General features: G+C 53.6%; 20 protein-coding genes and 1 riboswitch. Of the genes, 17 read left to right on the forward strand and 3 right to left on the reverse strand.

Going from position 1 to position 23,830, the window contains the following annotated elements; translation table 11 throughout:
- Nucleotides 1-11 precede the first annotated feature (11 nt).
- The 8 genes from yajC (at nucleotide 12) to B5D39_RS14830 (ending at nucleotide 10,228) form a co-directional block, all read left to right on the forward strand.
- Nucleotides 12-335: a preprotein translocase subunit YajC gene (gene yajC, locus B5D39_RS14795; RefSeq protein ID WP_078791250.1), complete on the forward strand. Its 324-nt coding sequence runs from the start codon at nucleotides 12-14 to the stop codon at nucleotides 333-335.
- Between the two features lie 167 nt (nucleotides 336-502).
- Nucleotides 503-2,095 (forward strand): protein translocase subunit SecD, encoded by a 1,593-nt coding sequence (gene secD / locus B5D39_RS14800; RefSeq protein ID WP_078791239.1) that lies wholly within the window; start codon nucleotides 503-505, stop codon nucleotides 2,093-2,095.
- Between the two features lie 16 nt (nucleotides 2,096-2,111).
- Nucleotides 2,112-3,050: a protein translocase subunit SecF gene (secF, locus tag B5D39_RS14805; RefSeq protein ID WP_078791251.1), complete on the forward strand. Its 939-nt coding sequence runs from the start codon at nucleotides 2,112-2,114 to the stop codon at nucleotides 3,048-3,050.
- Nucleotides 3,051-3,062: 12 nt separating this feature from the next.
- Nucleotides 3,063-3,635, forward strand: a complete 573-nt coding sequence (locus tag B5D39_RS14810) for a tetratricopeptide repeat protein (protein WP_078791240.1) — start codon at nucleotides 3,063-3,065, stop codon at nucleotides 3,633-3,635.
- A gap of 11 nt (nucleotides 3,636-3,646) precedes the next feature.
- Nucleotides 3,647-5,404 carry a single-stranded-DNA-specific exonuclease RecJ gene (recJ, locus tag B5D39_RS14815; protein WP_139366794.1) on the forward strand — a complete coding sequence of 586 codons (1,758 nt, stop codon included), beginning with the start codon at nucleotides 3,647-3,649 and terminating at the stop codon, nucleotides 5,402-5,404.
- Nucleotides 5,394-6,293 carry a cation diffusion facilitator family transporter gene (locus B5D39_RS14820; RefSeq protein WP_078791241.1) on the forward strand — a complete coding sequence of 300 codons (900 nt, stop codon included), beginning with the start codon at nucleotides 5,394-5,396 and terminating at the stop codon, nucleotides 6,291-6,293. The genes recJ and B5D39_RS14820 overlap by 11 nt, the downstream gene beginning before the upstream one ends.
- A 3-nt stretch (nucleotides 6,294-6,296) precedes the next feature.
- Nucleotides 6,297-8,708 (forward strand): ATP-dependent helicase HrpB, encoded by a 2,412-nt coding sequence (gene hrpB, locus B5D39_RS14825; protein ID WP_167370398.1) that lies wholly within the window; start codon nucleotides 6,297-6,299, stop codon nucleotides 8,706-8,708.
- Nucleotides 8,709-8,722: 14 nt separating this feature from the next.
- Nucleotides 8,723-10,228 (forward strand): phosphotransferase, encoded by a 1,506-nt coding sequence (locus B5D39_RS14830; protein WP_078791242.1) that lies wholly within the window; start codon nucleotides 8,723-8,725, stop codon nucleotides 10,226-10,228.
- Nucleotides 10,229-10,283: 55 nt separating this feature from the next.
- On the opposite strand, the gene B5D39_RS14835 is transcribed toward B5D39_RS14830, so the two are convergent.
- Complete coding sequence (locus B5D39_RS14835) at nucleotides 10,284-12,314, reverse strand: methyl-accepting chemotaxis protein (protein WP_078791243.1); 2,031 nt, start codon at nucleotides 12,312-12,314, stop codon at nucleotides 10,284-10,286.
- Nucleotides 12,315-12,696: 382 nt separating this feature from the next.
- Between B5D39_RS14835 and B5D39_RS14840 the strand changes: the two genes are divergently transcribed.
- From B5D39_RS14840 to B5D39_RS14855, 4 genes are read left to right on the forward strand one after another with little or no spacing between them, the layout of a single operon-like run.
- The gene (locus B5D39_RS14840; RefSeq protein ID WP_078791254.1) at nucleotides 12,697-13,788 is read left to right on the forward strand and encodes a YeeE/YedE family protein; all 1,092 of its coding nucleotides are present in this window, start codon (nucleotides 12,697-12,699) and stop codon (nucleotides 13,786-13,788) included.
- Nucleotides 13,789-13,812: 24 nt separating this feature from the next.
- Complete coding sequence (locus B5D39_RS14845; RefSeq protein ID WP_078791244.1) at nucleotides 13,813-14,064, forward strand: sulfurtransferase TusA family protein; 252 nt, start codon at nucleotides 13,813-13,815, stop codon at nucleotides 14,062-14,064.
- Nucleotides 14,064-16,010, forward strand: coding sequence for a putative bifunctional diguanylate cyclase/phosphodiesterase (locus B5D39_RS14850; RefSeq protein WP_078791245.1), 1,947 nt, complete (start codon nucleotides 14,064-14,066; stop codon nucleotides 16,008-16,010). The genes B5D39_RS14845 and B5D39_RS14850 overlap by 1 nt, the downstream gene beginning before the upstream one ends.
- A gap of 15 nt (nucleotides 16,011-16,025) precedes the next feature.
- Nucleotides 16,026-18,002 carry a monovalent cation:proton antiporter family protein gene (locus tag B5D39_RS14855; protein WP_078791246.1) on the forward strand — a complete coding sequence of 659 codons (1,977 nt, stop codon included), beginning with the start codon at nucleotides 16,026-16,028 and terminating at the stop codon, nucleotides 18,000-18,002.
- A gap of 67 nt (nucleotides 18,003-18,069) precedes the next feature.
- Nucleotides 18,070-18,250: riboswitch (cobalamin riboswitch) on the forward strand.
- A gap of 41 nt (nucleotides 18,251-18,291) precedes the next feature.
- Here the strand turns inward: B5D39_RS14855 and B5D39_RS17045 are convergent.
- Entirely contained in the window at nucleotides 18,292-18,564 is a 273-nt protein-coding gene (locus B5D39_RS17045; protein ID WP_161947519.1) for a hypothetical protein, read from the reverse strand.
- A 3-nt stretch (nucleotides 18,565-18,567) separates the two neighbouring features.
- On the opposite strand from B5D39_RS17045, the gene B5D39_RS14860 reads away from it, so the two are divergent.
- Together B5D39_RS14860 and nrdD are read left to right on the forward strand one after the other, a co-directional pair.
- Entirely contained in the window at nucleotides 18,568-20,574 is a 2,007-nt protein-coding gene (locus B5D39_RS14860; protein ID WP_078791247.1) for a ribonucleoside triphosphate reductase, read from the forward strand.
- A 13-nt stretch (nucleotides 20,575-20,587) separates the two neighbouring features.
- Nucleotides 20,588-20,764: an anaerobic ribonucleoside-triphosphate reductase gene (gene nrdD, locus B5D39_RS17415; protein ID WP_139366796.1), complete on the forward strand. Its 177-nt coding sequence runs from the start codon at nucleotides 20,588-20,590 to the stop codon at nucleotides 20,762-20,764.
- A 17-nt stretch (nucleotides 20,765-20,781) separates the two neighbouring features.
- Here nrdD and B5D39_RS14865 read toward each other — a convergent pair whose 3' ends face one another.
- Nucleotides 20,782-21,543 carry an SDR family oxidoreductase gene (locus B5D39_RS14865; protein ID WP_208610602.1) on the reverse strand — a complete coding sequence of 254 codons (762 nt, stop codon included), beginning with the start codon at nucleotides 21,541-21,543 and terminating at the stop codon, nucleotides 20,782-20,784.
- A 132-nt stretch (nucleotides 21,544-21,675) separates the two neighbouring features.
- Here B5D39_RS14865 and B5D39_RS14870 point away from each other — a divergent pair, with 132 nt between their 5' ends.
- The 3 genes from B5D39_RS14870 to tnpA form a co-directional block, all read left to right on the forward strand.
- Nucleotides 21,676-22,833: an iron-containing alcohol dehydrogenase gene (locus B5D39_RS14870; protein ID WP_078791248.1), complete on the forward strand. Its 1,158-nt coding sequence runs from the start codon at nucleotides 21,676-21,678 to the stop codon at nucleotides 22,831-22,833.
- A gap of 23 nt (nucleotides 22,834-22,856) precedes the next feature.
- Nucleotides 22,857-23,444 carry an anaerobic ribonucleoside-triphosphate reductase activating protein gene (locus tag B5D39_RS14875; protein WP_078791249.1) on the forward strand — a complete coding sequence of 196 codons (588 nt, stop codon included), beginning with the start codon at nucleotides 22,857-22,859 and terminating at the stop codon, nucleotides 23,442-23,444.
- A 180-nt stretch (nucleotides 23,445-23,624) separates the two neighbouring features.
- A partial coding sequence (tnpA, locus tag B5D39_RS14880) for an IS200/IS605 family transposase (protein WP_139366797.1) occupies nucleotides 23,625-23,830 on the forward strand: 206 nt, incomplete at its 3' end.

The following is a 23,830-nucleotide window of genomic DNA, read 5'->3' on the forward strand; positions in this document are numbered from 1 at the left end:
TGATGATGAGCATGTTTGGAGTAGCCTATGCAATGGCACCACCCGCAGGAGGTGCAGGCGCAGCAGCTGGCGGGCCAGCACAACTGTTAGGTACTTTTGGTCCCCTGGTTGCCATGTTTGCTATTTTTTATTTTCTGTTGATCCGTCCCCAGCAGAAAAAGGCTAAAGAGCATAAGGCCATGATTGATGCCCTTAAGGTTGGCGATAGTGTCAAGACCGCTGCTGGTATTCACGGTAAGGTTACTGCTGTGGAAGACCAGGTGGTAACCCTTGAGATTGCCACTGGCGTTAAGATTAAGATTGATAAGCCGTTCGTTACCACTGTTGTAAAGTAGGGAAACGGTCTTTTTTCGCTCTGGCCCAGTCAAGCTGCGGTATGTCTTGTGCGGCGTACAATGGTGTACGCCTCCGCGCCATACCTTGCTTGCCAGAACCAGAACAAAAAAATCCTCGTTTCAGAACGTAGTATTTCAGCATATTACACTCAGAAGGAGCCGTGCCAATGCCTAAGGGAGCCGGATGGCGCATCGCCCTGATCGCAGCCTTTGTTGTCCTTTCCTGTATTTATCTGGTGCCAACCCTGTCCCCCAATCTGCCTGAGTGGTGGAAAGGGATGTTACCCAAGGACAAGATCCACCTGGGTCTTGACCTGCAGGGGGGAACCCATCTGGTGCTTGAGGTGGAGACAGCCAAGGCGGTTGAGGGAACTCTGGACCTGGTTGCAACCGATCTGGAAGACACCCTGAACAGCAAGAACCTGCGTTTCAAGCGGATCAGTCGTACTGGTAGCGACAAGGTATCGATTGTCGTGTACGAAAAAGATACCGCTGCTGCGGTTCAGAAGCTGATCAAGGACAAATACCGCGACTATGAGATCATCCCCACGGTTGAAGAGGGGGGGATGGTTGGTGTTGCCCTGCGGATGAAAGAGCAGGATATTCAGGATCGCAAGGACAAGGCAGTTGCCCAGGCCCTTGAGACCATCCGCAACCGGATTGACCAGTTTGGCGTATCAGAGCCGGTGATTGCCCGTCAGGGAATCAACCAGATCGTGGTGCAGCTGCCTGGTATCAAAGATCCTCAGCGCGCCATTGATCTGATTGGCCGTACGGCACGTCTTGAATTCAAGATGGTTAAAGAAGGGGTATCCCCCACTGGTGGCGCAATTCCTGAAGACAGTGAAGTGCTGTATGAAAAACACACGGATCCCACCACCGGCGCAACCACGGAGATCCCGCTGGTGGTGCTGAAGAAGGCTCTGATCACCGGCGACCTGCTGACTGATGCCCAGGTGAGGATCGACTCACAGTTTAATCAGCCCTATGTTGGGATTGAGTTTAACTCGCTGGGAGCGCGTCTGTTTGATCAGGTTACTGCTGCCAATGTGAACAAGCGTTTTGCCATTGTGTTGGATAGAAATGTCTACTCTGCCCCGGTTATCCGGGAGCGGATCTCTGGCGGTTCTGCCCAGATCTCCGGTAACTTTACTGAAAAAACCGCCTCAGACCTGGCGATTGTACTGCGTGCAGGTGCCCTGCCAGCCCCGGTTAAGATCATCCAGAACGTCACTGTTGGTGCTTCGCTGGGTAAAGATTCAATCGACAAAGGCCTAATGGCTGGTGGTATCGGTGTTGCGCTGGTAATCATCTTCATGGCGATCTACTACAAGCTGTCCGGTATGGTGGCAAACCTGGGTATGGTATTGAACATCCTCTACCTGATGGGTGCCATGTCTGCCCTGGGCGCTACCCTGACTCTACCCGGTATTGCAGCCATCGTGCTGCTGGTTGGTATGTCAGTTGACTCCAACGTGATTATCTTTGAGCGGATTCGTGAAGAGTTACGACTGGGCAAGTCGCCCAAGTCCGCCCTGGAGGCTGGCTATGACAAGGCGTTTTTGACCATCATGGACTCCCACGTGACAGCCCTGATTACTGCTGCGGTGCTGTTTCAGTTTGGTACCGGCCCGGTCAAGGGTTTTGCGGTTTCCTTGAGTCTTGGTATCATGATCAACCTGTTTACCTCGCTGATGGGTACCAAGGTTATCTTTGACCTGTTCCTGCACAAAGGGAACGTCAAAAAGATGAGCATATAAGGGGGATACTGCAATGATGGAACTTCTTGGAAAAACTAACATAGATTTTATCGGCAAGCGGAATATCTCGTTTGTCATCTCCAGTATCATTTCAATCATCGGCATTATCGCCATTATCCAGATGGCCCGTGGTGTTGCCAATATGGGGATTGATTTTACCGGTGGCACCTCGGTACAGCTGATGTTCGACAAACCACTTGCTCTTGCTGATGCCCGTAAAGCCTTGCATAGTGGTGGCATTGCTGAATTTGAACTGCAGGAAGTAAAAGAAGGTAACAAGCTGCTGGTGAAATTGCCCCGCAAGAGTGCTCTGGCCGTGGGCAAGGCAGCTGAGATCGTGCCTGCTGCCTTTGTCAAGGCTCAGCCCGGCTTGAAGGTGACCGTTGACAGTACCACCGAGATCGGTCCCTCCATTGGTGAAAAGCTGCGTAAAGACACCATAATTGCGGTTGCCATCTCCATGTTGGGGATCATCTGCTACATTGCTTGGCGTTTTGACTTTAAGTTTGGTATCGGCGCTGTTGTGGCCACCCTGCATGACGTACTGGCCATGTTTGCTGCCTATTACCTGACCGGCCGGGAATTTAACCTGCTGTTCATTACCGCCGTGTTAACCATTGCCGGGTATTCGCTGACCGATACCGTCGTGGTATTTGACCGGATCAGGGAGAACTTGCACAAAGATCTGAAAGGTTCTTTGCACAAGATATTCAACACAAGTATTAATGAGGTTCTTTCCCGGAGTATTATCACCTCACTAACAACATTTTTGTCAGCAATTGCCCTTTTTGTCTGGGGTGGCGAGGTGATTCACGACTTCTCCTTTGCGCTGCTGGTTGGTATCGTCGTTGGCGTCTATTCATCAGTTTATGTTGCCAGCCCGGTGGTGTTGCTGCTGGAACAACGGGCCATGAACAAAGGTGAGAGCGGAGCTGCGCAGCCTGTCAAGGCATAGGGAGTATTAACCATGAACAAGGAAACCACTATAGTTGGTGTTGCTGCCCTGATTATCGGTTTTCTGATCGGTATTATGGTGGGTGGAAAATTCATGGCTGGTTCTAAGGCCTCAACCAGCCAGGCTACGGTGCAGCAGGGTAGCGGGGCCATGGTGAATCCCGGCCAGGCATCAGCCCGGATTGCCGAACTTGAACAACTGGTTGCCAAAGACCCTAAAAACCTGCAGGCCTGGATTACCTTGGGGAATGATTATTTTGACTCCAACCAGGCACAAAAAGCGGTGCAGGCCTACAATAAGGCCCTGGAGCTTGATCCCAAGAATGTCAACGTGTTGACTGATCAAGGGGTTATGTTTCGCGCACTTGGCTTTTATGATCGTGCGCTGAATAACTTTGAAAAGGCTAACAAGCTGGATCCCAAGCATCTGCAAAGCCTCTTTAATACCGGCATTGTCTATGCGGTGGATCTGAAACAGACAGCCAAGGCCAAGGCGACCTTTGAAGCGTTATTGCAAAAAGACCAAACCAGTGATCTGGCCAGACAGGCCAGAGAGATGCTGCAACAGCTTTCAACAACAAAGTAGTTGGAAAGGTTATGAAATCCCCCGCTTGCCGGGGGATTTCTGTTTCTACCATGCACAAACAGTGGATACTTAAACAGACAGACCCAGCCGTGGTTGCCGACTTGTCAAAGGTAACCGGTCTTTCACCGGTTACTGCCGGTATTATGGTAAGCCGAGGGCTGACAGAGCCTGAACAGGTTACGTCATTCCTGAATCCAACCCTTGCAGGTATGCTTGATCCATTCCTGATGGCCGGGATGGAACAGGCGGTGGTGCGCCTTGTTGCTGCCCATGGCAATGCTGAAGTGGTCTGTATCTATGGCGATTATGATGTGGATGGCATCAGTGCCACAGCGCTGCTGGTGTCCGGTTTCAGGGCAATGGGTCTCAGTGTCGGTTACCACATTCCCAACCGGATGGAGGATGGTTACGGTCTGAATGGTGATGCGCTACGTCTGATCAAAGAACGGGGTGTCGATCTTGCCATCAGTGTTGATTGCGGAGTTACCGCCATTGAAGAAGCAGAACTCTGCCGCAGCATCGGGCTTGACCTGATCATAACGGACCACCACCAACCACTGGATCAACTGCCGGATGCCGTGGCAGTGATCAACCCCCATCGTCGGGATTGCAGCTATCCATTCAAGGGACTGGCCGGGGTAGGGGTGGCCTTTAACCTGCTGGTTGCGCTGCGTAGCCGCCTGCGTGACCAAGGGGCCTTTGGTGATAATGGACCGGATCTGAGGCAGTGGCTTGATCTGGTGGCCCTGGGCACCATTGCAGACCTGGTGCCGCTGGTGGAGCAGAATCGCCTGCTGACCGCAGCCGGTCTGCAACGGATGGGTGATGGCTGCCGGATCGGTCTGGCTGCCTTGAAACAGGTTGCCGGGGTAAAAGGTAGCGTGAGCAGTGGTCAGGTCGGGTTTCAGTTGGCTCCCCGCTTGAATGCTGCCGGACGCCTGGAAAGTGCAGTGCCCGGTGTTGAACTGTTGCTTACCGATGATCCGCAAAAAGCTGCTGCACTGGCTGAAGAACTTGATGGCGCCAACCTTGAGCGCCGACAGGTGGAGCGTTGCATCTTTGAGGAAGCCATTGCACTGATTGAGGCCCAGGGTGCGGTGGAACAGCGTAAAAGTATTGTGCTGTCATCACCAGACTGGCATCAGGGGGTGGTGGGGATTGTGGCCTCCCGGATGGTGGAGCGATATTATCGTCCCACCCTGCTGGTTGCTGAGCGTGAGGATGGCACCGGCAAGGGTTCAGGCCGCAGTATTAGCGGTTTTCATCTGCTGGATGCTCTGCATGACTGTTCCGCGCATCTGGAACGGTACGGCGGTCACCGTGCCGCAGCAGGGGTAACAGTTAAACCTGGTCAGATGCCAGCCTTTGCAGATGCCTTTGAGCAGGCAGCAGCTGACCGGTTGGGTGATCAGGAGCTGATGCCACAGCTAGTGCTGGATGCTGAACTGCAACCTAATCAGGTAACCCTGCAGCTGGTTCAGGAACTACAAAGTCTGGGACCTTTTGGCATGGCTAATCAGACACCGCTGCTGCTGCTGCAGGGAATGAAGGTGGGCGATCTGCGCTGTTTTGGTGAGAACCACCTTAATCTGCGGTTAGAGCGGGATGGGTATCAGTTCAGGGCAGTGGGTTGGGGCATGGCGGATCGCGACGTGCCGGCATCTATTGATCTGGCCTGTACCGTAAAGATTGATACCTGGAACAATCGGGAACAGCTCAAACTTGAGCTGAAAGATTTTCGTGCCACAGAGGCAACCGATGCAGCGTGACGAACGATTTGATAAGGCTGAGCGGATTATCCAGGTTGGTTTCTGGGTCAATGCTGTGCTGATGGTTATGAAACTGTCTGCCGGATACTGGGGCAGATCTGATGCGGTCTTTGCTGACGGCATTGAATCAGCCTGTGATTTCATTGCCATTGGCAGTACCATGGTTGCCCTTAAACTTGGTCGGCAGCCCTATGATGAACAACATCCCTATGGCCATGGCCGGGCAGAATCGTTGGCTGCTCTACTGATCTCGCTGGTGATCTGTGGAACCGGTATCTGGATTCTGGTCGATGCGGTACAGGCTATCCTGCGCCATGACTTTAAATCACCTGGCTGGATTGCCGTTGCAGCGGCCGCCTTAACCATTGTAATCAAGGAATGGCTTTACCGTTTCTCAACAGCCACCGGTAAACAGCTTGAAAGCCCGTCTCTACTGGCCATTGCCCAGGACCACCGCAAAGATGCCCTGACCTCAATTGCAACCCTGGCTGGCGTTGTGGGCGCGTTTCTGGGCTGGGGTATCATGGACCCGCTGGCTGCGGCGCTGACTTCATTCTTTATTCTGCATATCGGTTGGGAAACCTTTCGCGGGGCTGCCCATGACCTGATGGATGGTTCGGTTTGTGGTGATTATATTCAGGAGGTTACTGAACTGGCTGAAGTGGTTGATTGTGTGGAGCATGTCCATGAAATCCGTGCCCGCAGATCAGGGCAGTACATCATTATTGACCTGAAGCTGGATATGGACCCGGAGATGACCGTCAAACAGTCCCATGATGTGGCAACCGAGGTAAAACGCCGCATCTTTGAACGGTTTCATAATGTCGGCGATGTGATGATCCATATCAACCCCCACGATGAAGAACATGAGGACCTGATCAGGCTGTAGCGTATGATAGACCTTCCCATTACCCAGATCCTGCCTGAACTGCTTGCCACGTTGCAGACCACTACCAATGTTGTCCTCTCTGCTGCACCCGGTGCAGGCAAGACCACCCGTGTACCGCTTGAACTGCTTACCATCATCCCTGCTGAAGCTGGCCGCATCATCATGCTGGAACCGCGTAGAATTGCAGCTGCCTCGGCTGCCCGTTACATGGCCCAGAGTCTGGGGGAACAGGTGGGACAGACTGTGGGCTATACCATTCGCTTTGAAAGCAAGGTCAGCAATGCCACCAGGATTGAGGTGGTGACGGAAGGGGTGTTGACCCGCAGGATTCAGAACGATCCAGAGCTGTTTGGTGTGGCCTGTGTTATCTTTGACGAGTTCCACGAACGTTCCATCCAGGCGGATCTTGGTCTGGCTTTATGTCTGGAAACACAGGCTGCACTGCGGCCTGACCTGAAACTGCTGGTGATGTCTGCCACCCTTGATTGTGGTCCGATTGCACGCCTGCTGGGCGATGCGCCGGTTGTGGTGTCGCAAGGCCAGGCCTTTCCGGTGCAGGTCATCTATCCAGCGGTTTCTGATACACAATCCCTGACACGGCAGATGGCAGCAATCATCAAGACTGCCCTGACTGAAGAGGCTGGTGATCTGCTGGCCTTTCTGCCAGGCACCGGAGAAATCCGGGCAGTTGAGCGTGAGCTGGCAGGGCTGTCATCTGCTGTGGTCTGTCCCTTGTATGGCGATCTACCCTTTGAAAAGCAGCAGCAGGCCATACTACCAGGGCCACAGCGCCGGGTAGTACTGGCCACCAACATAGCTGAAACCAGTCTGACCATTGAAGGGGTGCGGATTGTAGTGGATAGTGGTCTGACCCGCCGACTGCAACTTGATCCTGCCACCGGACTGGAGCGGCTGGTAACGGTGCGGGCAGCAAAGGCATCGGCAGATCAGCGTACCGGCCGGGCAGGACGTACTGCTCCCGGAGTCTGCTACCGGCTGTATTCCCAGCAGACCTATCAGGCCATGACTCCTTTTACCCCACCTGAATTAATGACTGCTGATCTAGCGCCATTGCTGCTGGAGCTGGCAGCCTGGGGGGTGACTGATCCTGCCAGTCTTGCCTGGCTGGATCAGCCCCCTGCAGTGCATTTGGCAACAGCACAGGAGCTGCTGCAGATGCTGGGAGCACTTGATGCACAAGGGACCATTACTGCACTTGGACGTCGCATGGTGCAGCTGCCGCTGCATCCCAGGCTGGCACGTCTGTTGCTGTCTGCCCAGGAACAGGGGCAGGCTGTTACCGGCTGTTATCTGGCAGCGCAGCTATCAAATCGCTCAACCGCATTCAGGGCGATTGAGCAGACAGCGCAGCAGTTACTGCGACTGGTGGGAGAAAAACCTCAAAAATGCCCGGCTGTAGATCTGGATATGCTCCATAATACCCCTGAAATGGCAGTGGCAGCTTGGCCTGATAGAATCGCCATGCTACGTCAGGGGGGCGAGGGGAAATATCTACTTGCATCGGGCAGGGGGGCTGTGCTTTCAGCAAAGGCTGGCTGTACTGGTGCAGCGTTTCTGGTGGCCCTGCAGGTGGATGGTGGTGAAGGGGCTGATGGTCTGATACATCAGGCGGTTGGTCTGACAGAAGAACAGCTGCGACAGGCTGCTGGTCATCTGATCACCAAACAGCGCCAGGTTACCTGGGATGGGGCCGCTGGCCGGGTGGCTGCTGCAGAGCAGGAGAGGATCTGTGCCGTGGTTCTGGCATCACGCCAGATACAGGCTGATGATAGTGAAGCGATCCCTTTGCTGCTGGAGCAGGTTAAGCGCAACGGAATCGGGTGTTTAGGATGGAATGATCAATCCCGTCAACTGCAGGCCAGGGTAGGGCTGGCAGCCCGGTTACTGTCGGAGGATGGTTGGCCGGATATTTCTGATGCAGCGCTGCTGAATACTGTTGAGATCTGGCTGGGGCCGCACCTGTCTGGTATCCGTTCGCAACAGGGGGTGCAACAGCTTTCTGTACTTCATCTGTTGCAAGAGGTTGTTGGCTGGAACCTGCTGCAATCACTTGATACTGTTGCACCAACATACTTGACCATACCCAGCGGTAGAAAGGTTGCCCTGGATTATACAGATCAGGAAGGGCCGGTGTTATCGGTTAAGCTGCAGGAACTGTTTGGTCTGGCAACATCACCCACGGTCTGCAAAGGCAGGCGGGCAGTGCTGGTGCATCTGCTGTCTCCGGCTGGCAGGCCGGTGGCAGTCACCCGGGACCTGAAAGGGTTCTGGGAACGGAGCTATCTGGAGGTGCGCAAAGAGCTGCGGGGCAGGTATCCCAAGCATCCCTGGCCGGATGACCCCTGGAATGCGGTGGCGACCCACAAGACCAAGAAGGCTTTTGAGCGTTCATAAGGAGGTGTTTTGCCATGCTGTTAGAGATGCACTGCCACACTGCTGAAAAATCATCCTGCAGCTCTGTTCCGGTGGTTGAGTTGATCCGTCGGGTACAGGCCCGTGGTCTGCAGGGGATTGTGCTGACGGATCACCATGCGATCTGGTCTGATCAAGAGCTTACTGACGTTCGTCATCAGGCTGGTGTGCCGGGCCATTTTCTGATCTTTAGCGCGCAGGAGGTCACCACAAAAGAACATGGTGACCTGCTGGTCTATGGGGCAACCGCAGCGATACCCAAAGGTACCCCGCTGGAACAGATTCAGCAGGATTGGCCAACTGCTGCACTGGTATTGGCCCACGCTTACCGCAAGGGACGTTATCCGACTGACGAGCAGTTGCTGAATCCGTTGTTACATGGTGTGGAGATTTTCAGCTCCAATCATGGCGTGGCAGAAAACAGCCGTGGTCTGTCAGACTGGCATCGTCTGCGCTTTACCGCCATCAGTGGCACTGATACCCATGGCGTGCAGTATGCCGGTGCTTATCCAACTATTTTTGATCATCCGGTCCAGACCATCCAGGAGCTGGCCGATGAACTGCGGGCCGGGCGTTGTCGTCCGTTTTTCAAGGAGATCCCCCGTTCCGGTGCCAATGCTGTGGTGACTGAGGTGACCTTTGGCACCAAGGAAGGGGATGAAAATCGGGAGCGGATCATTATTCGTACCCTGTACGATGATCATAAATGGAAAGGTACTGAGCGGGCCGAGCAGATTATGGCGGTGGTTGCAGATGCCGGTTTTGCAGAAGGTCGCTTTCGGGTGCCCAGACCGATAGAGATAGATGCAGAGCGGATGACCATTATCGAGCAGGGGATTCGTGGCCGTTCTTTGCATGACAAGCTGTTGGCAGCAGGGCATGACGATGCACGCTGGTATCTGGAGCTGTCTGGACGCTGGCTGGCCCGTCTGCATAAGGCGCGGCTGGCTGTAACAGCAGCGGATGAGTTCAGGCAGCGCGAAGAAGCCAGAATACGAAACTATCTGTCACGTTTTGAAACAATCAACCATCGTCATACCGGTCGGGCCAGACAGGTGGCCGAGGCGATTATTGCTGCGGAACAGGATCTGTCATGCGGGCATGACTGTCTGGTGCAGGGGCATGGTGATTTTCATCCCAAGAACATCATGATTGGCCAGGATATCCAGGATAATCGTGATACCGTCTTTGTGGCAGCCATTGATTTCGGCAGCTCGCTGATGTTGCCGCCAGCCTTTGATGTGGGCACCTTTATGGCTCAGTACCGCAATCAACTGTTCTGTCATACCGGGCTGTTGGATCAGCTGCCCGAGTCGATTTTTCTGGAGGCCTATCTGGATGAGGGCCCGCCGGTGGAAGATGATTTTCTCTGGCAGGTGGAACTGTTCCGGGCCCGTACCAATCTGAGTATTGCGGCGTTTTTCATTCGGGTAGGGATGGGGGAGAGTGAGGATCTCTGGCGGGTGCTGGTTGAGGCGGAACAGAGTTTGAGTCAGATATAAACAGGCAGCAGAGTTTGTATCTCTGCTGCCTGTTAGTAATTCAGGTTATGTTTGATTACACCTTGAAGCGTCCCACCAGTTGCTGCAGGGTGGTTGCCAGGCCGGAAAGCTGTAATGCTGCGGTGGCGGTCTCGTGGGCACCACGGTTTGTCTCCTGTACCGTGTCCGAGATGCGGGTGATGTTGGCGGTGATCTCGCCGGTGGTGGCGTTCTGCTCTTCTGCTGCGGTGGCAATCTGGTTGATCTGCATGGTGACATTGGAGATCTCCTCCAGAATATCATCCAGGGCAGCACCGGAACTGGTCGCGTCGTTGGTTCCCTGCTCAACTTCCTGTACTGCCGCACTCATTGCGCTCACCGCATCACGGGTCTCAGTCTGAATCGCCTTAATCATCCCGCTGATCTCATGGGTGGCACGGGTGGTCCGTTCTGCCAGGGCACGTACTTCATCAGCAACCACGGCAAAACCTCGTCCCATTTCACCGGCTCGGGCCGCCTCAATGGCAGCATTCAGGGCCAACAGGTTGGTCTGATCAGCAATGTCTTCAATGGTGGCAACAATGGCACCGATCTGATCAGAACGGGTTCCCAGTGATTCTACAGCACTGGCAGAATGGCTGGCCCGGTCGGCAATGCGTCCCATGGCAGCAACGGTATTACCTACCACCGCTTTACCACGCTCTGCTGTTTCATTGGCCCGCTTTGCTGATTCAACCGCCTGGTGGCAGTTCATGGCGATATCATTACTGGTGGCTGACATCTCTTCACTGGCTGTGGCCACAGAGCCAACCTGTTGAGCCACCTGTTCTGCATTTTCTGACATGCTGCCGGAGGTTGCCTGTAACTGAGTGGCGGATGATGAAACTTCACCGGCAGTACCGGATGTCTGGCGCATGATTTCGGTCAGGTTTGCCACCATGGTATTAACATCATCCTGAATTTTTCCGATTTCATCCCCGGACTGCACGTTGAGCCGCACGGTCAGATCTCCTTGCGCCACCTGCTCAATGGCATGTGAGGTGTCTTTCAGCGGAGCAAGCGTCTTTTTAAGCACCAAAACTACTAATCCTGCCAGCAGTGCTGCACAAACTGCTGCAGCTGCCATCAGTATCCACTGAATCCGCACGGCTGACTCATACAACTCTTCAGAATAAGCGCCAGCTGAAATCAGCCAGTTCCAAGGGTTGTCAGCAGTAAAAATGGCGATCTTTTCCCTGGCTGTGGTTTCGCCTTCATTTTTCCAGTCATACAGGAAGCTGCCTTCCTTCTTCTCCAGCATATCCTTAAACAACAGCTTGCCATTGGCGTCCTTCATATCAAGTACATTTTTGCCTGCAACAGCCTTATTCGGGTGGATCAGCATAGTGCCTTTGGCATCAAGCACATAGGCATAACCGGTGCTCCCTACCTTAATCCGCTGGACCGATTTAACCAACTGGTCAACATCCTTGTTGATGTTGGTACCGACAAACAGGGCGCCAATGATCTCGTTGCCCTGCTTGAGCGGTGTGTATTTGGTCATGTACCAGCTGCCGAACAGTTTGGCGATACCGTGATACACCTCTCCTGCCATCAGTTTTTTATGGGCTGGATGAGTTTCTCCCAGCATGGTGCCGATTGCTCTGCTGCCATCCTCTTTTTTTAGAGAGGTGGTGATTCTGGCAAAGTCATTACCTTTGCGCACAAAGATGGTTGCCACAGAGCCGGAGAACAGGTTACTGAACTCCTCCACCTTGGCCTCATTCAGGTTTTGGACGGTGTTGTTCAGCGTCAGGGTCGGGGTGTCCAGATCGCCTACCTTGACCGTGGCCTGGGTGTTCAGGGCAAATCCACTGACGCCGCCACACAGCTTGATCAGGGAGTCTGAACGCTCATTGGCGTTGTTGATGGTGGCAGTGTTGATGGTGGTGATCATGTCGCTTAGCAGGCGGATATTAACCTGTAGCTGATTTTTGGTTTCAGTGTTCAGGGCTGCTTTAATCTCTGATGAGGCGTACAATCCCAGTGCTACAAAGATAACAAAGATGGTTGGAATCAGAGGTAGCAGGATCTTTGCACGAAGTGAGATCCGTTTGTAGAATGACATGAGAAGCCTCCTCTTTTCGCATTGATAACCTTTACAAACGTACTAGCAGATAGGCTCTAGCGCAACCGTAAAACGGCATATTTTTTCAGGAAGCAAATCAAATGTTTGATATCAGAAGAATTATTTAGGCTCGATTGCTGATTGTTTTGCTCTGTTTGCGTTGTTTACTGAATGTGTGTGAGTAACTGATACGTGTTCGCCGGTGATCACGACCGTTGCTGAATCTGCTTTTAACGCGGCTTTATGAATAGTTTTGTCCGTTGTTTTTGTGTCGATTTGGGTTGTCTGACAGGCTGGATTCCATTAAAACGATAGGTGGTATCTTCAGAGTCAACGCAAGAACTGTTTTACGGGGGAGACGGTGTCCAGTATTCATCTGAGCATGATAGCAGGAGGTTTTCTGCTGGGGGCATTGGCCGGTTTTCTGATGCATCGCTCAGATTACTGTGTGGCCGGTATGTTCCGTGATCTGTTTCTGTTTCGTGCTACCCGCATGTTGAAAACCCTGTTGCTGTTGATAACGGTCTCCCTGCCGCTGTTTGAACTGATCCGCCTGACCGGTTTTGTGTCTGTTCCGTTTCCCTTTTTCGGGCCACCTTCTCTAACCAATCTACTGGGTGGTTTCCTGTTTGGCATAGGTATGGTGCTGGCCGGTGGCTGTGTGGTTGGCACCCTGTACCGGCTGGGGGCCGGGAGTTTTCCCGGTTTGCTGGCTTTTCTGGGGTTGGTGGCCGGCAGTACACTCTTTGCCGGTCTGTATCCCCAATGGACGCATGTTTCCCGTGCACTAGCCCTGCCCACCAAGGCTGTGACGCTACCGCAGCTGCTTGGTCTGCCTTCCTGGCTGCTTGTTTTACTGCTGGTACCGGTTTTAGTTACTCTGATCTGGCGCTGGTTCAGGGATGGCAGCCTGTATCGTTCTGGTGTTGTTGATGGTTATCTGCAGCCATGGCAGGCAGCATTGGGGTTGGCGTTACTAGGAGGCGCCTCAGTTCTGTTGGTGGGGATGCCGTTGGGAATTACCACCTCTTATGCTAAATTTGGTGCCATGCTGCTGGCCCCTCTAGCGCCTGAGTATTATGCCTCTCTCAACTATTTTCAGCTGGTTCCTTTACGCTACACCCCGCCATTGGGGGGGGGCCTGATCAGCGGAGGCCCCGGCTTTGGACTTGATGCCGTTGCCCTGGTTCAGTTTCCACTGATTTTGGGTATCGTGGCAGGCTCTGCCTGGTCAGCCATCAGGCTGGGAGAATGGCGGCTGCAGATCAAACTGCCCTGGCGTCAGGTTATCTCTGCTGTCTTGGGGGGTATCATCATGGGGTTGGCTTCCCGTATGGCACCGGCCTGTAATATCTGGCATCTCTTTGGCGGTCTGCCGATTTTTGCGCTGCAAAGTTTTTTGTTTCTGGCCGGTCTGTTTCCCGGTGCCTGGCTGGGTGGACTGTTACTTACCCGGCTGGTGATACCCCGTTAACCTGCCCGAGAGGAGTGTTTAGCTATGCCTGATGTACCTGTTTGCAAGGAGATTGACCTGCGTGGACAGATCTGCCCTTCAACATTGTTGACTGCCCTGCGTGAAACCAACACCAATAAAACAGAGCTCAGATCAGGAGAACTTAAACTGGTTATTCTGACCGATAATCGTAACTCAACCACCCATATTAGTGAATCGATCGGCGCCATGGGGTATCGTGTAGAGGTTGTAAAAGAACAGGAATACTACCGTATTACCATTGACAGGATCTCTTGATGGAACCTGAAAACAAACCATTACCAGCTATCAGCTCCACTGGTTGCGGAAAAGAATTGAGTCAGCTGCAGACCAAGAACCAGGAGCTTGTCCAGTATATCCGCACCAAAACTGATCGCCTGTTGCAGGTTATGGGTACGGTCCCCCTTAACCCTGATGAGCTTGATGATGAAACCCTGTTGGCGGTGGACCCGATCGGTATTGTGACTGAGGCTTTTGAACAGGTACTGGAACACCTGCATACGACCAACCGTGATCTGAGTGATACCAGGGATGAGCTGCAGGCTGTCTTTGATTCTGTTGGCGCTGGCATTATTGTGGTGAATGAACAGATGGAGGTGGTTGCCTACAACTATTACAGCCTGGGGGCGTTTTTTCCTGATCAGCTTGGGGTAATGGGCAGAAACCTGCGCGATCTGATCTGTGGTCATGAAGGAGAAGAGTGCATCCTTGATCAGATTCTGACCACTGGTCGCCGGGTTGAACAGTCCAATTTTATGCACGAAGGCCGTCACTACCATCTGGTTGGCACCCCTTTAAAAAGTGCTGATAACAAGATCTTTCGGATGGTACTGCTCTACACTGATATTACCGAGCGCCGGGCTGCAGCCCAGGAGATTGAACGGCTGGCCTTCTTTGACAGCCTGACCGGTCTTCCCAACCGGGTACTGTTAAAGGATCGACTGAACCAGATGTTGACCAGGGCAGGCCGCCATAAAGAGAAGGTGGCACTGCTGTTCATTGACCTTGATCGTTTTAAGGAGGTCAACGATACCCTGGGCCATGGCTCTGGTGACCTGCTGTTGCAGATTGTGGCCGAGCGACTGACTTCTTGTCTGCGGACATCTGATACCGTAGCCCGGCTTGGCGGGGATGAGTTTGTCGTGTTGTTGGAGGGAGTTGAAGATCGTGAAGGGGTGATGGAGGTGGCCAGCAAACTGCTGACAGCCATGTCCCAGCCGATTGAACTTTTTGATCGAGAGATCTACAGCGGTGGCAGTATTGGAATCTCGCTCTATCCCCATGACGGTAACGATGTCGACACCCTGTTCAAAAATGCCGACACCGCCATGTACTATGCCAAGGAACAGGGTAGGAATACCTTCCGTTTTTACTCATCGGATATGCATGCCTCTGCCCTGGAGCTGCTGACCTTAAGCAGCTATCTGCGCCACGCCCTGGAACGGGATGAGCTGTATCTGGTGTATCAACCTCAGATACGTTTAGTAACAGGTGAAATGGTAGGGGTGGAAGCACTTCTGCGATGGAAGCATCCTGATTTGGGAGTGATAGCCCCTGATCGTTTTATTCCGTTGGCCGAAGAGACCGGCCTGATTGTTCCGATCGGTACCTGGGCACTGAAGGAAGCCTGTTTTCAGGCAGCACAGTGGATAAGCCGGGGGCTTCCGCCTATGCGGGTTGCGGTTAACCTCTCTGCCAAGCAGTTTCGTAATCCAGGGTTGGTGGCAACGGTACGAACCGCATTGGAACAGTCCGGCCTTCCGGCGCACCTGCTTGAGCTTGAGTTGACGGAGGGAATGCTGATAGAAAATATCGCCAGCACCCATGAAACCCTGAAGGCACTGAAGGCAATGGGGGTTACCCTGGCGATTGATGATTTTGGCACCGGTTACAGCTCACTAAGCTATCTGAAGCATTTCCCCCTGGATCGCCTTAAGATTGACAAGTCATTTGTTCTGGAAATGGCTGAAAAGTCAGGTGATTCAGCAGCTATTGTGCAGGCGATCATTGCACTTGCCCATAGCTTGAAACTGACGGTGATTGCTGAAGGGGTAGAGCGGCAGGATCAGGTTGCGTTTTTAAAGCAGCATTGTTGTGATGAGATGCAGGGGTTTTTCTTCAGTCGTCCGCTCAAGTCTGAAGCCCTTGAAGAGTTATTGCAAAAATGTATGCAAGGGCCTGACTTCTGTCTGTTTAATTATTAATCTTCGGTGGATAGTATGGAATTTGGTTTACTAAAAGATCTGGTGCTGCTGTTTGGTCTGGCATTGGTAACTGTGGTGCTGTTCCGCCAGTTTAAGCTTCCTTCCATTATCGGGTTTCTCTGCACCGGTATTGTGGCTGGCCCCTACGCACTTGGTCTGATCAAGGATACCCATCAGGTTGAGCAGATGGCTGAGATCGGGGTGGTGCTGCTGCTGTTTACCATCGGGATCGAATTTTCGCTCAAAGAGTTACTTCGGATCAAACATCTGGTGCTGTGGGGCGGCGGTCTGCAGGTTGGGGTTACCATTGGAGCCGTGGCAGTACTGGGGTTGATGCTGGGTTTTCCGTGGCAACAGGCCACCTTCTTTGGTTTTCTAGTCTCCCTCTCCAGTACCGCAATTTTGATGAAACTACTGATGGATGCCGGTGAGATGGATGCTCCCCACGGCAAGACCTGTCTGGGGATTTTGATTTTTCAGGATCTCTGCGTGGTGCCGTTGATGCTGTTTACCCCGTTTTTGGGCGGGGCAGGGGATGGTCTGACCGGGATTGTGATTGTTTCTGCCAAGGCGTTGGTGGTGGTAGTGGTTTCCCACTTTGGTGCCCGTTTTGCCGTGCCATGGATCTTTAATCAGGTGGTCAAGGCCAAGAGCCGCGAGCTGTTTATCCTGACTATTATCTTTGTCGGCTTCGGCACCGCTTTTCTCACTGCACAGGTTGGGCTTTCTCTGGCATTGGGTGCCTTTATTGCCGGTCTGGCCATCTCTGAATCAGAATACAGCCATCAGGTGATGGGGGATATCATCCCGTTTCGTGATGCCTTCATGAGCCTGTTCTTTATTTCGGTGGGGATGTTGCTTGACCCGGCCGCAGTGCTGCGTAATCCGCTTGCCGTGCTCTTGATTGTGCTTGCCATCGTGTTGATTAAATGGCTGGTGGCTTCCGGTGCAGCCTTTGTTCTAAGGTTTCCACCGAAACCTGCCCTGATCAGTGGCCTGCTGTTGGCCCAGGTGGGTGAATTTGCCTTTGTGCTTTCCCATGCCGGCCAGAAATTTGGTTTGCTGAACAGTGAACAATATCAACTTTTTCTGGCTGCCTCTGTGGCCACCATGGCATTAACTCCGTTTTCACTTAAGTTTGCAGAGCCGCTTGCTAACCGGGTTGCAACCTGGTTGCCCACCTCCTTTAAGCGTGGAACACGAACAACAGGTACCAGTCACGACCGTTTCCCCATGGATGATCATGTGGTGATAGTCGGTTTTGGCGTCAATGGCAAAAACCTGGCCCGGGTCTTAAACGGCAACGGTATCCGCTACATTGCCATTGAAAGCAATCATCACACGGTTAAGGCTGAACGTAAAAAAGGCACCAGAATCATCTTCGGTGACGCTTCTAAACCTGAAATTCTGTCCCATGCCCTGATTGAGAAGGCGCGGATTGTCGTCATTGCGATCTCTGACGCCACTGCCACCCGTCGGGTGGCGGCCCAGGTCCGCCTGATGCGTCCCAGTATCCACCTGATTGTCCGTACCCGCTATGTGGCGGAGATGGAGCCGCTTTTCCAGTTGGGGGTCAATGATGTGGTGCCAGAGGAGTTTGAAACCTCGGTTGAAATCTTCTCACGGGTGCTGCGTACCTACATGATTCCCCATGACCAGATCGATCATTGTATTGCAGAGATTCGTCGTGATTCTTACCAGATGTTTAGAACTGTCAGTCGTCGTCACAGTCACGCCACCGGCATTTCCGGCTACCTTTCCGGGGTGGAGCTTGCCACCTTCAGGGTACAGGCCGGTTCAGATATCGCAGGCACCCAGCTGCGGGATGGTCTGCTGCGTGATCGTTGCGGTGCAACCGTATTGGTGATCAAGCGTGGCGATGAGGTCAGCTCTAACCCTGATCCGGTCTGGCAGTTTGAGGTGGATGATATTGTGCTGGTAATGGGTAAGCCTGATCAGTTGGTGTTTGCAGCCCACCTGTTTGAAACTTGATCTTGACTCTATATCTTGTGTTGTGGTAGAAGGCTTGCCACTACATATTCCGTTGTTGGTTGGCGGAAGCAGAATATACGATCAACGGTGCCCGCAAGGGCTTGATAGGGAAGTGAGGTGAAACTCCTCCACGGACCCGCCGCTGTAAGCGATGACAAAGGGCAACACAACCACTGGCTATAATGGCCGGGAAGGTGCCTGGAGGATGATTCGCAAGTCAGAAGACCTGCCTTGATCTTACATCATGAAACTCTCCGGGGACTGGGAGTTGACACGAGATCAGGCGACTTTAAACACGGAAAGTCCGCATGCTGCGTAAGGCAGCTGCGGACTTTTTTAGTTTCTGAAACATAAAACCGTTTTTACCGCAGAGGACGCAGAGGAAAATCAAAAAAAGAAAAGTCAAAGGCAATGGCACGCGGATCAAATCTGATTCTGGCGGATTTGCGCTGATTCTTACTGGCAGATTGAAATCAGCGTAAATCCGCTCAATCCGCGTCATCCGCGTTCTATCATCATGGCTTTTTATCATATTTTGTAAAGCTGAAGTCAAAGGAGTCATACCATGCAACAGACCACAGCTGCACCGGTTTCCGTCATCAAGCGTGACGGCGAACGCGCCCCCTTTGAGGCATCCCGCATCAAGTCCGCCATCCAGCGGGCAGGTAAGGCCACCGCAGAATTTGGCGATGATGAGGCAAACCTGATCACCAGCCAGGTACTGAAGGTGCTGCGCCATCGTTTTCCCCAGGAATCACCCACCATTGAGCAGATCCAGGATGTGGTGGAGCAGGCGCTGATCTCTGCCAACCATTTTGCCACCCTACGGGCCTATGCAGTCTACCGCGAACAGCGCAGCCGTCTGCGCCAGGATCGCAAGACCGTGGTGGATGTAACCGCCTCAGTCAACGAATACCTTGATCAAAGCGATTGGCGGGTCAGCGCCAACGCCAACCAGGGCTACTCCCTGGGGGGCCTGATCCTGAACCTGTCCGGCAAGGTGATTGCCAACTACTGGCTCTCTCAGGTCTATCCGCCAGAGGTAGGGGAGGCCCACCGTGACGGCAGCGTGCATATCCATGATCTGGACATGCTGGCCGGTTACTGTGCTGGCTGGTCACTACGGATGCTGCTGACCGAGGGGTTTAATGGTGTGCCGGGCAAGGTGGAGGCTGGACCGCCCAGGCATCTTTCCAGCGCAGTGGGGCAGATCGTCAATTTTCTGGGCACCCTGCAGAATGAATGGGCCGGGGCCCAGGCCTTCAGCTCCTTTGATACCTATCTGGCGCCGTTCATCCGCAAGGATTCACTGACCTACGAGGATGTCAGGCAGCAGATGCAGGAACTGATCTTTAACCTGAACGTGCCGTCTCGCTGGGGCACTCAGACCCCCTTCACCAACCTGACCTTTGACTGGACCTGCCCGGATGACCTGAAACAGCAGGTGCCGGTGATTGCCGGTGAGGAAATGCCGTTTAGATATGGCGATCTGCAGGCTGAGATGGATCTGATCAACAAGGTCTATATTGAAGTCATGACCGCTGGCGATGCCAAGGGCAGGGTTTTTACCTTTCCGATCCCCACCTACAACATTACTCCGGATTTCCCCTGGGAGAGCGAGAACGCGGAACTGCTGTTTACCATGACCGCCCGCTACGGCCTGCCGTACTTCCAGAACTTTGTTAATTCCGAGCTGACCCCCAACATGGTCCGCTCCATGTGCTGCCGCCTGCAGCTGGATCTGCGTGAGCTACTGAAACGTGGTAACGGCCTGTTTGGTTCTGCCGAGCAGACCGGCTCCCTGGGGGTGGTGACCATCAACTGCGCCCGCTTGGGGTATCTGCACCAGGGGGATGAGGCAGGGCTGCTGCAACGGCTGGATCAGCTGCTGGAGATCAGCCGCACCAGCCTGGAGATCAAGCGCAAGGTGATCCAGCGTCATATGGATAACGGCCTGTTTCCCTACACCAAACGCTACCTGGGCACCCTGCGCAACCACTTCTCCACCATCGGCGTCAACGGGGTTAATGAGATGATCCGTAACTTTACGGCTGATCAGGAGGATATCACCAGCCCGGCGGGTCACGGCCTGGCGGTGCGGCTGATGGATCACCTGCGGGGGCGGATGGTGCAGTTTCAGGAACAGACCGGCTCTATGTACAACCTGGAGGCCACCCCGGCAGAAGGCACCACCTACCGCTTTGCACGGGAGGACAAAAAGCGCTTTCCTGCGATTCTGCAGGCAGGCAGCCCGGAGGCGCCGTACTACACCAACTCATCCCAACTTCCGGTGGGGTTTACCGATGATCCGTTTGAGGCACTACAACGTCAGGAAGAGCTACAGCGCAAATACACCGGCGGCACCGTGCTGCACCTGTATCTGGGGGAGCAGGTCTCCAGTGTGGATGCCTGCAAGCAGCTGGTCAAACGCTCGCTGGAACGGTTCCGGCTGCCCTATGTCACGGTGACGCCAACCTTTTCAATCTGTCCCAAGCATGGCTATTTAAGCGGTGAACACCATTTCTGTCCGTTGTGCGATGAAGAAATCTCGCGCAGTCAATCCAAGCACTAGAAAGGAATACAACATGCACTCAAAGCAACAGAAAACAGCAATCCCACAGGAACAACGCCAGGCTTGCGAGGTTTGGACCCGCGTGATGGGCTACCACCGTCCGGTGGCATCATTTAACACCGGCAAAAAATCCGAGTATGCCGAGCGTACCTTCTTCAAGGAAGTTGCATGTCCAACATCACTGACCTGATCAAGGCATCAGGCCAGCTACATTCTGGCGCTGCGTGACTTACGCGGCGCCTTACTGAAAATCCGGTCATACAGCCAGTTTGGCAGGCGTTTCAATAGCCAGCCAATTACTCCCATCTGCCAGGGAACCACAGCAAAGGAGCTGCCTTTGTCTATGACGCGTGCCATCCGTGCTGCCGCATCATCCGCCTCAACAAGAAAGGGCATGGGATAGCTGTTGATGTCGGTCATCGGTGATCTGATATAGCCGGGCGCAATGGTTACCACCTTGATACCACTGCTGCGTAGTTCAACGCGGAGACTTTCCAGATATGAGATAGCTGCCGCCTTGGAGGCTGAATACGCCTCAGAGCCAGGCAGCCCCCGGAACCCGGCAACACTGGCGATGCCCACCAGTCTGCCTTTGCCCGCTCTGCTTAACAGCGCGATAAAAGGTTGAAAGGTCTTGGCCATCCCCAGCACGTTGATATCCATCACCTGCTGGAAGACATCCAGATCCTCGGCATATTCGGTAAGTGTGCCGCGACTCACCCCGGCATTGGCAATAATGATATCCGGCAGACCTATCCGGCTGATCAGGTCATCTGCCGCAGCATGAATGGCAGCAGCATCACGCACATCAAGAATATAAGGAGTTACCTTGCCGGGATATTCCGCAGCAAGTTCCTCCAGCAGTTCGCCACGTCGTGCAAAGGCAGCCACGGTAGCCCCGCATTTCAGGTAGTGACGCGCAAGGGCAAGACCGATACCGCTTGAAGCGCCCGATATGACGACAATCATCTTTAATCCCCAAAAGTTGATGTTGCTCTGTTGAAAGGTTGAAAGATATACTTTTGAACAAGAATGTGCCATAGGCAAGTTCATGGCTGCCCCTAGCTGTTATCATCTCAGATGCAAAGGAGAACATACCTGATGCAAAATTTCGTACTCCACAATCCAACCAAAATTATTTTTGGCAAAGACCGCATCAAGGCGTTAGCCAGGGAAATTCCGAAAGAAGCCCGGCTGATGCTGGTTTACGGCGGCGGCAGCATCAAGCAGAATGGCGTCTATGATCAGATCAGACAGGCCCTTGAGGGGTACAGCCTGATCGAGTTTGGCGGTGTGGAACCGAACCCCGACTACGACACCCTGATGCAGGGTGTTGAGCTGGCACGCGCCCAGGGGGTAGATTACCTGCTGGCCGCAGGGGGCGGATCTGTTGCAGATGGTGTGAAATTCATGGCCGCTGCCATCCCGTTTCAGGGTGATCCGATGGAGATCCTGACCTCCTGGGGCAAAAGCATCAAGCAGGCAGTGCCGTTTGCTTGTGTACTGACCCTGCCCGGTACCGGGTCTGAGATGAACGACGGCAGCGTGATCTCCCGGCGTTCCCTTAAGGCAAAGCTGGTATTTTCCAGCCCGCTTGTCTTTCCGCAGTTCTCGATACTTGATCCGGTGACCACCTTCAGTCTACCACCTGGACAGACCAGTAACGGCGTGGTGGATACCTTTGTGCATATTATGGAGCAGTATCTGACCTATCCCGTTGATGGCAAGGTGCAGGACCGTTTTGCCGAAGGACTGCTGCTGACCCTGCTGGAAGAAGGCCCCAAAGTGCTGGCCCAGCCGGAAAACTACGATGTCCGTGCAAACCTGATGTGGTGCGCTACTCTGGGGCTTAACGGGCTGATCGGGGCCGGTGTTCCCCAAGACTGGGCCACCCATATGGTGGGCCATGAACTGACCGCGCTCTATGGCCTGGATCATGCGCAGACCCTGGCCATCCTGCTGCCGGGGATGATGAAGGTGCGCGCAGAGCAGAAACAGCAGAAACTGCTCCAGTATGCTGAGCGGGTCTGGGGTATCACCAGTGGTAGCGACGCAGAACGGATTGATGCAGCCATTGAAAAGACCAGCGCCTTCTTTGAACTGATGCAGGTACCCACCCGCCTTACCGGGTATGGCCTTACGCAAGAGTGTATTCCGGCTGTGTTGGAGCAACTGCAGGCGCACGGCTTAACCGCACTGGGAGAGCAGGCTGATGTTACCCCGGACCTGGCTCGAAAGGCCCTTGAAGCGCGGTTATGATCGTTCTTGCGAGTTAAATAACCATGCTCACCATCGGCGGCCTGACGCCATTCACCACCATTGATTATCCCGGCAAGCTGTCTGCCGTCATCTTCTGTCAGGGCTGCGCCTGGCGTTGTGGCTACTGCCATAACCAGCATCTGCTGGATGCCAGCCAGCCTGAAACCGTGTCGTGGCAGGAGGTCAGCAGGTTTCTTGAACAACGCCGTGGCCTGCTGGATGCTGTGGTGTTTAGCGGTGGTGAGCCAACATTGCAGCCAAATCTGGCACAGGCTATTGCAACAGTACGGCAGATGGGATTTCTGACCGGCCTGCATACCGGCGGGCCGTACCCGGAGCGCTTAGCTGCCTGTCTGCCGCACCTAGACTGGGTGGGGATGGATCTGAAGGCGCCGTTTGACCTGTACGATGCAATTACCTGCGTAAAAGGTAGCGGCAAAGCTGCAGAGCAGAGTGCGGAACTGGTGAGGTCAAGTAGTGTAACTCACCAGTTCCGCAGCACTGTTGATCCGTTCTTACGTGTAGAGGGCAGGCTTGAAAGACTGCAGCAGATGGTTGCAGGGTGGGGCGAGCAGCTGGTACTGCAGGAGTGCAATTCGCATGTAAGCTAAAGATAAGATATCTTATGGCTGGAAAAATTATTCATTTATTCAGTTGTTAATGCACATTGACTAATTGAAGGTTTTCAGTAAACCACCGGCTCTGCCGGTGAGACTTGAAAAGGCTCTGCCGTTCCAGCGATAGTTCCTCCTGAGGAAAGCCCCTAAAGGCAATCAACAGGAGGAACTGCCATGCGAGAGTGGCAAAGTTTAGCCCATGTAAAATGGGAGTGCAAATATCATGTTGTGATCGTGCCGAAATACCGTAAGAAGGTTCTTTACGGCAGGCTTCGAGGAGAAGTTGGCAAAATCATCCGTCAGTTATGTCGGCAGAAGGAAGTTGAACTTATCGAGGGTCATGCCATGCCTGACCACATCCATCTGGTGTTGAGTATTCC

This window comes from Trichlorobacter thiogenes, assembly GCF_900167465.1.
In the GTDB taxonomy this organism is placed as follows: Bacteria; Desulfobacterota; Desulfuromonadia; order Geobacterales; family Pseudopelobacteraceae; genus Trichlorobacter; species Trichlorobacter thiogenes.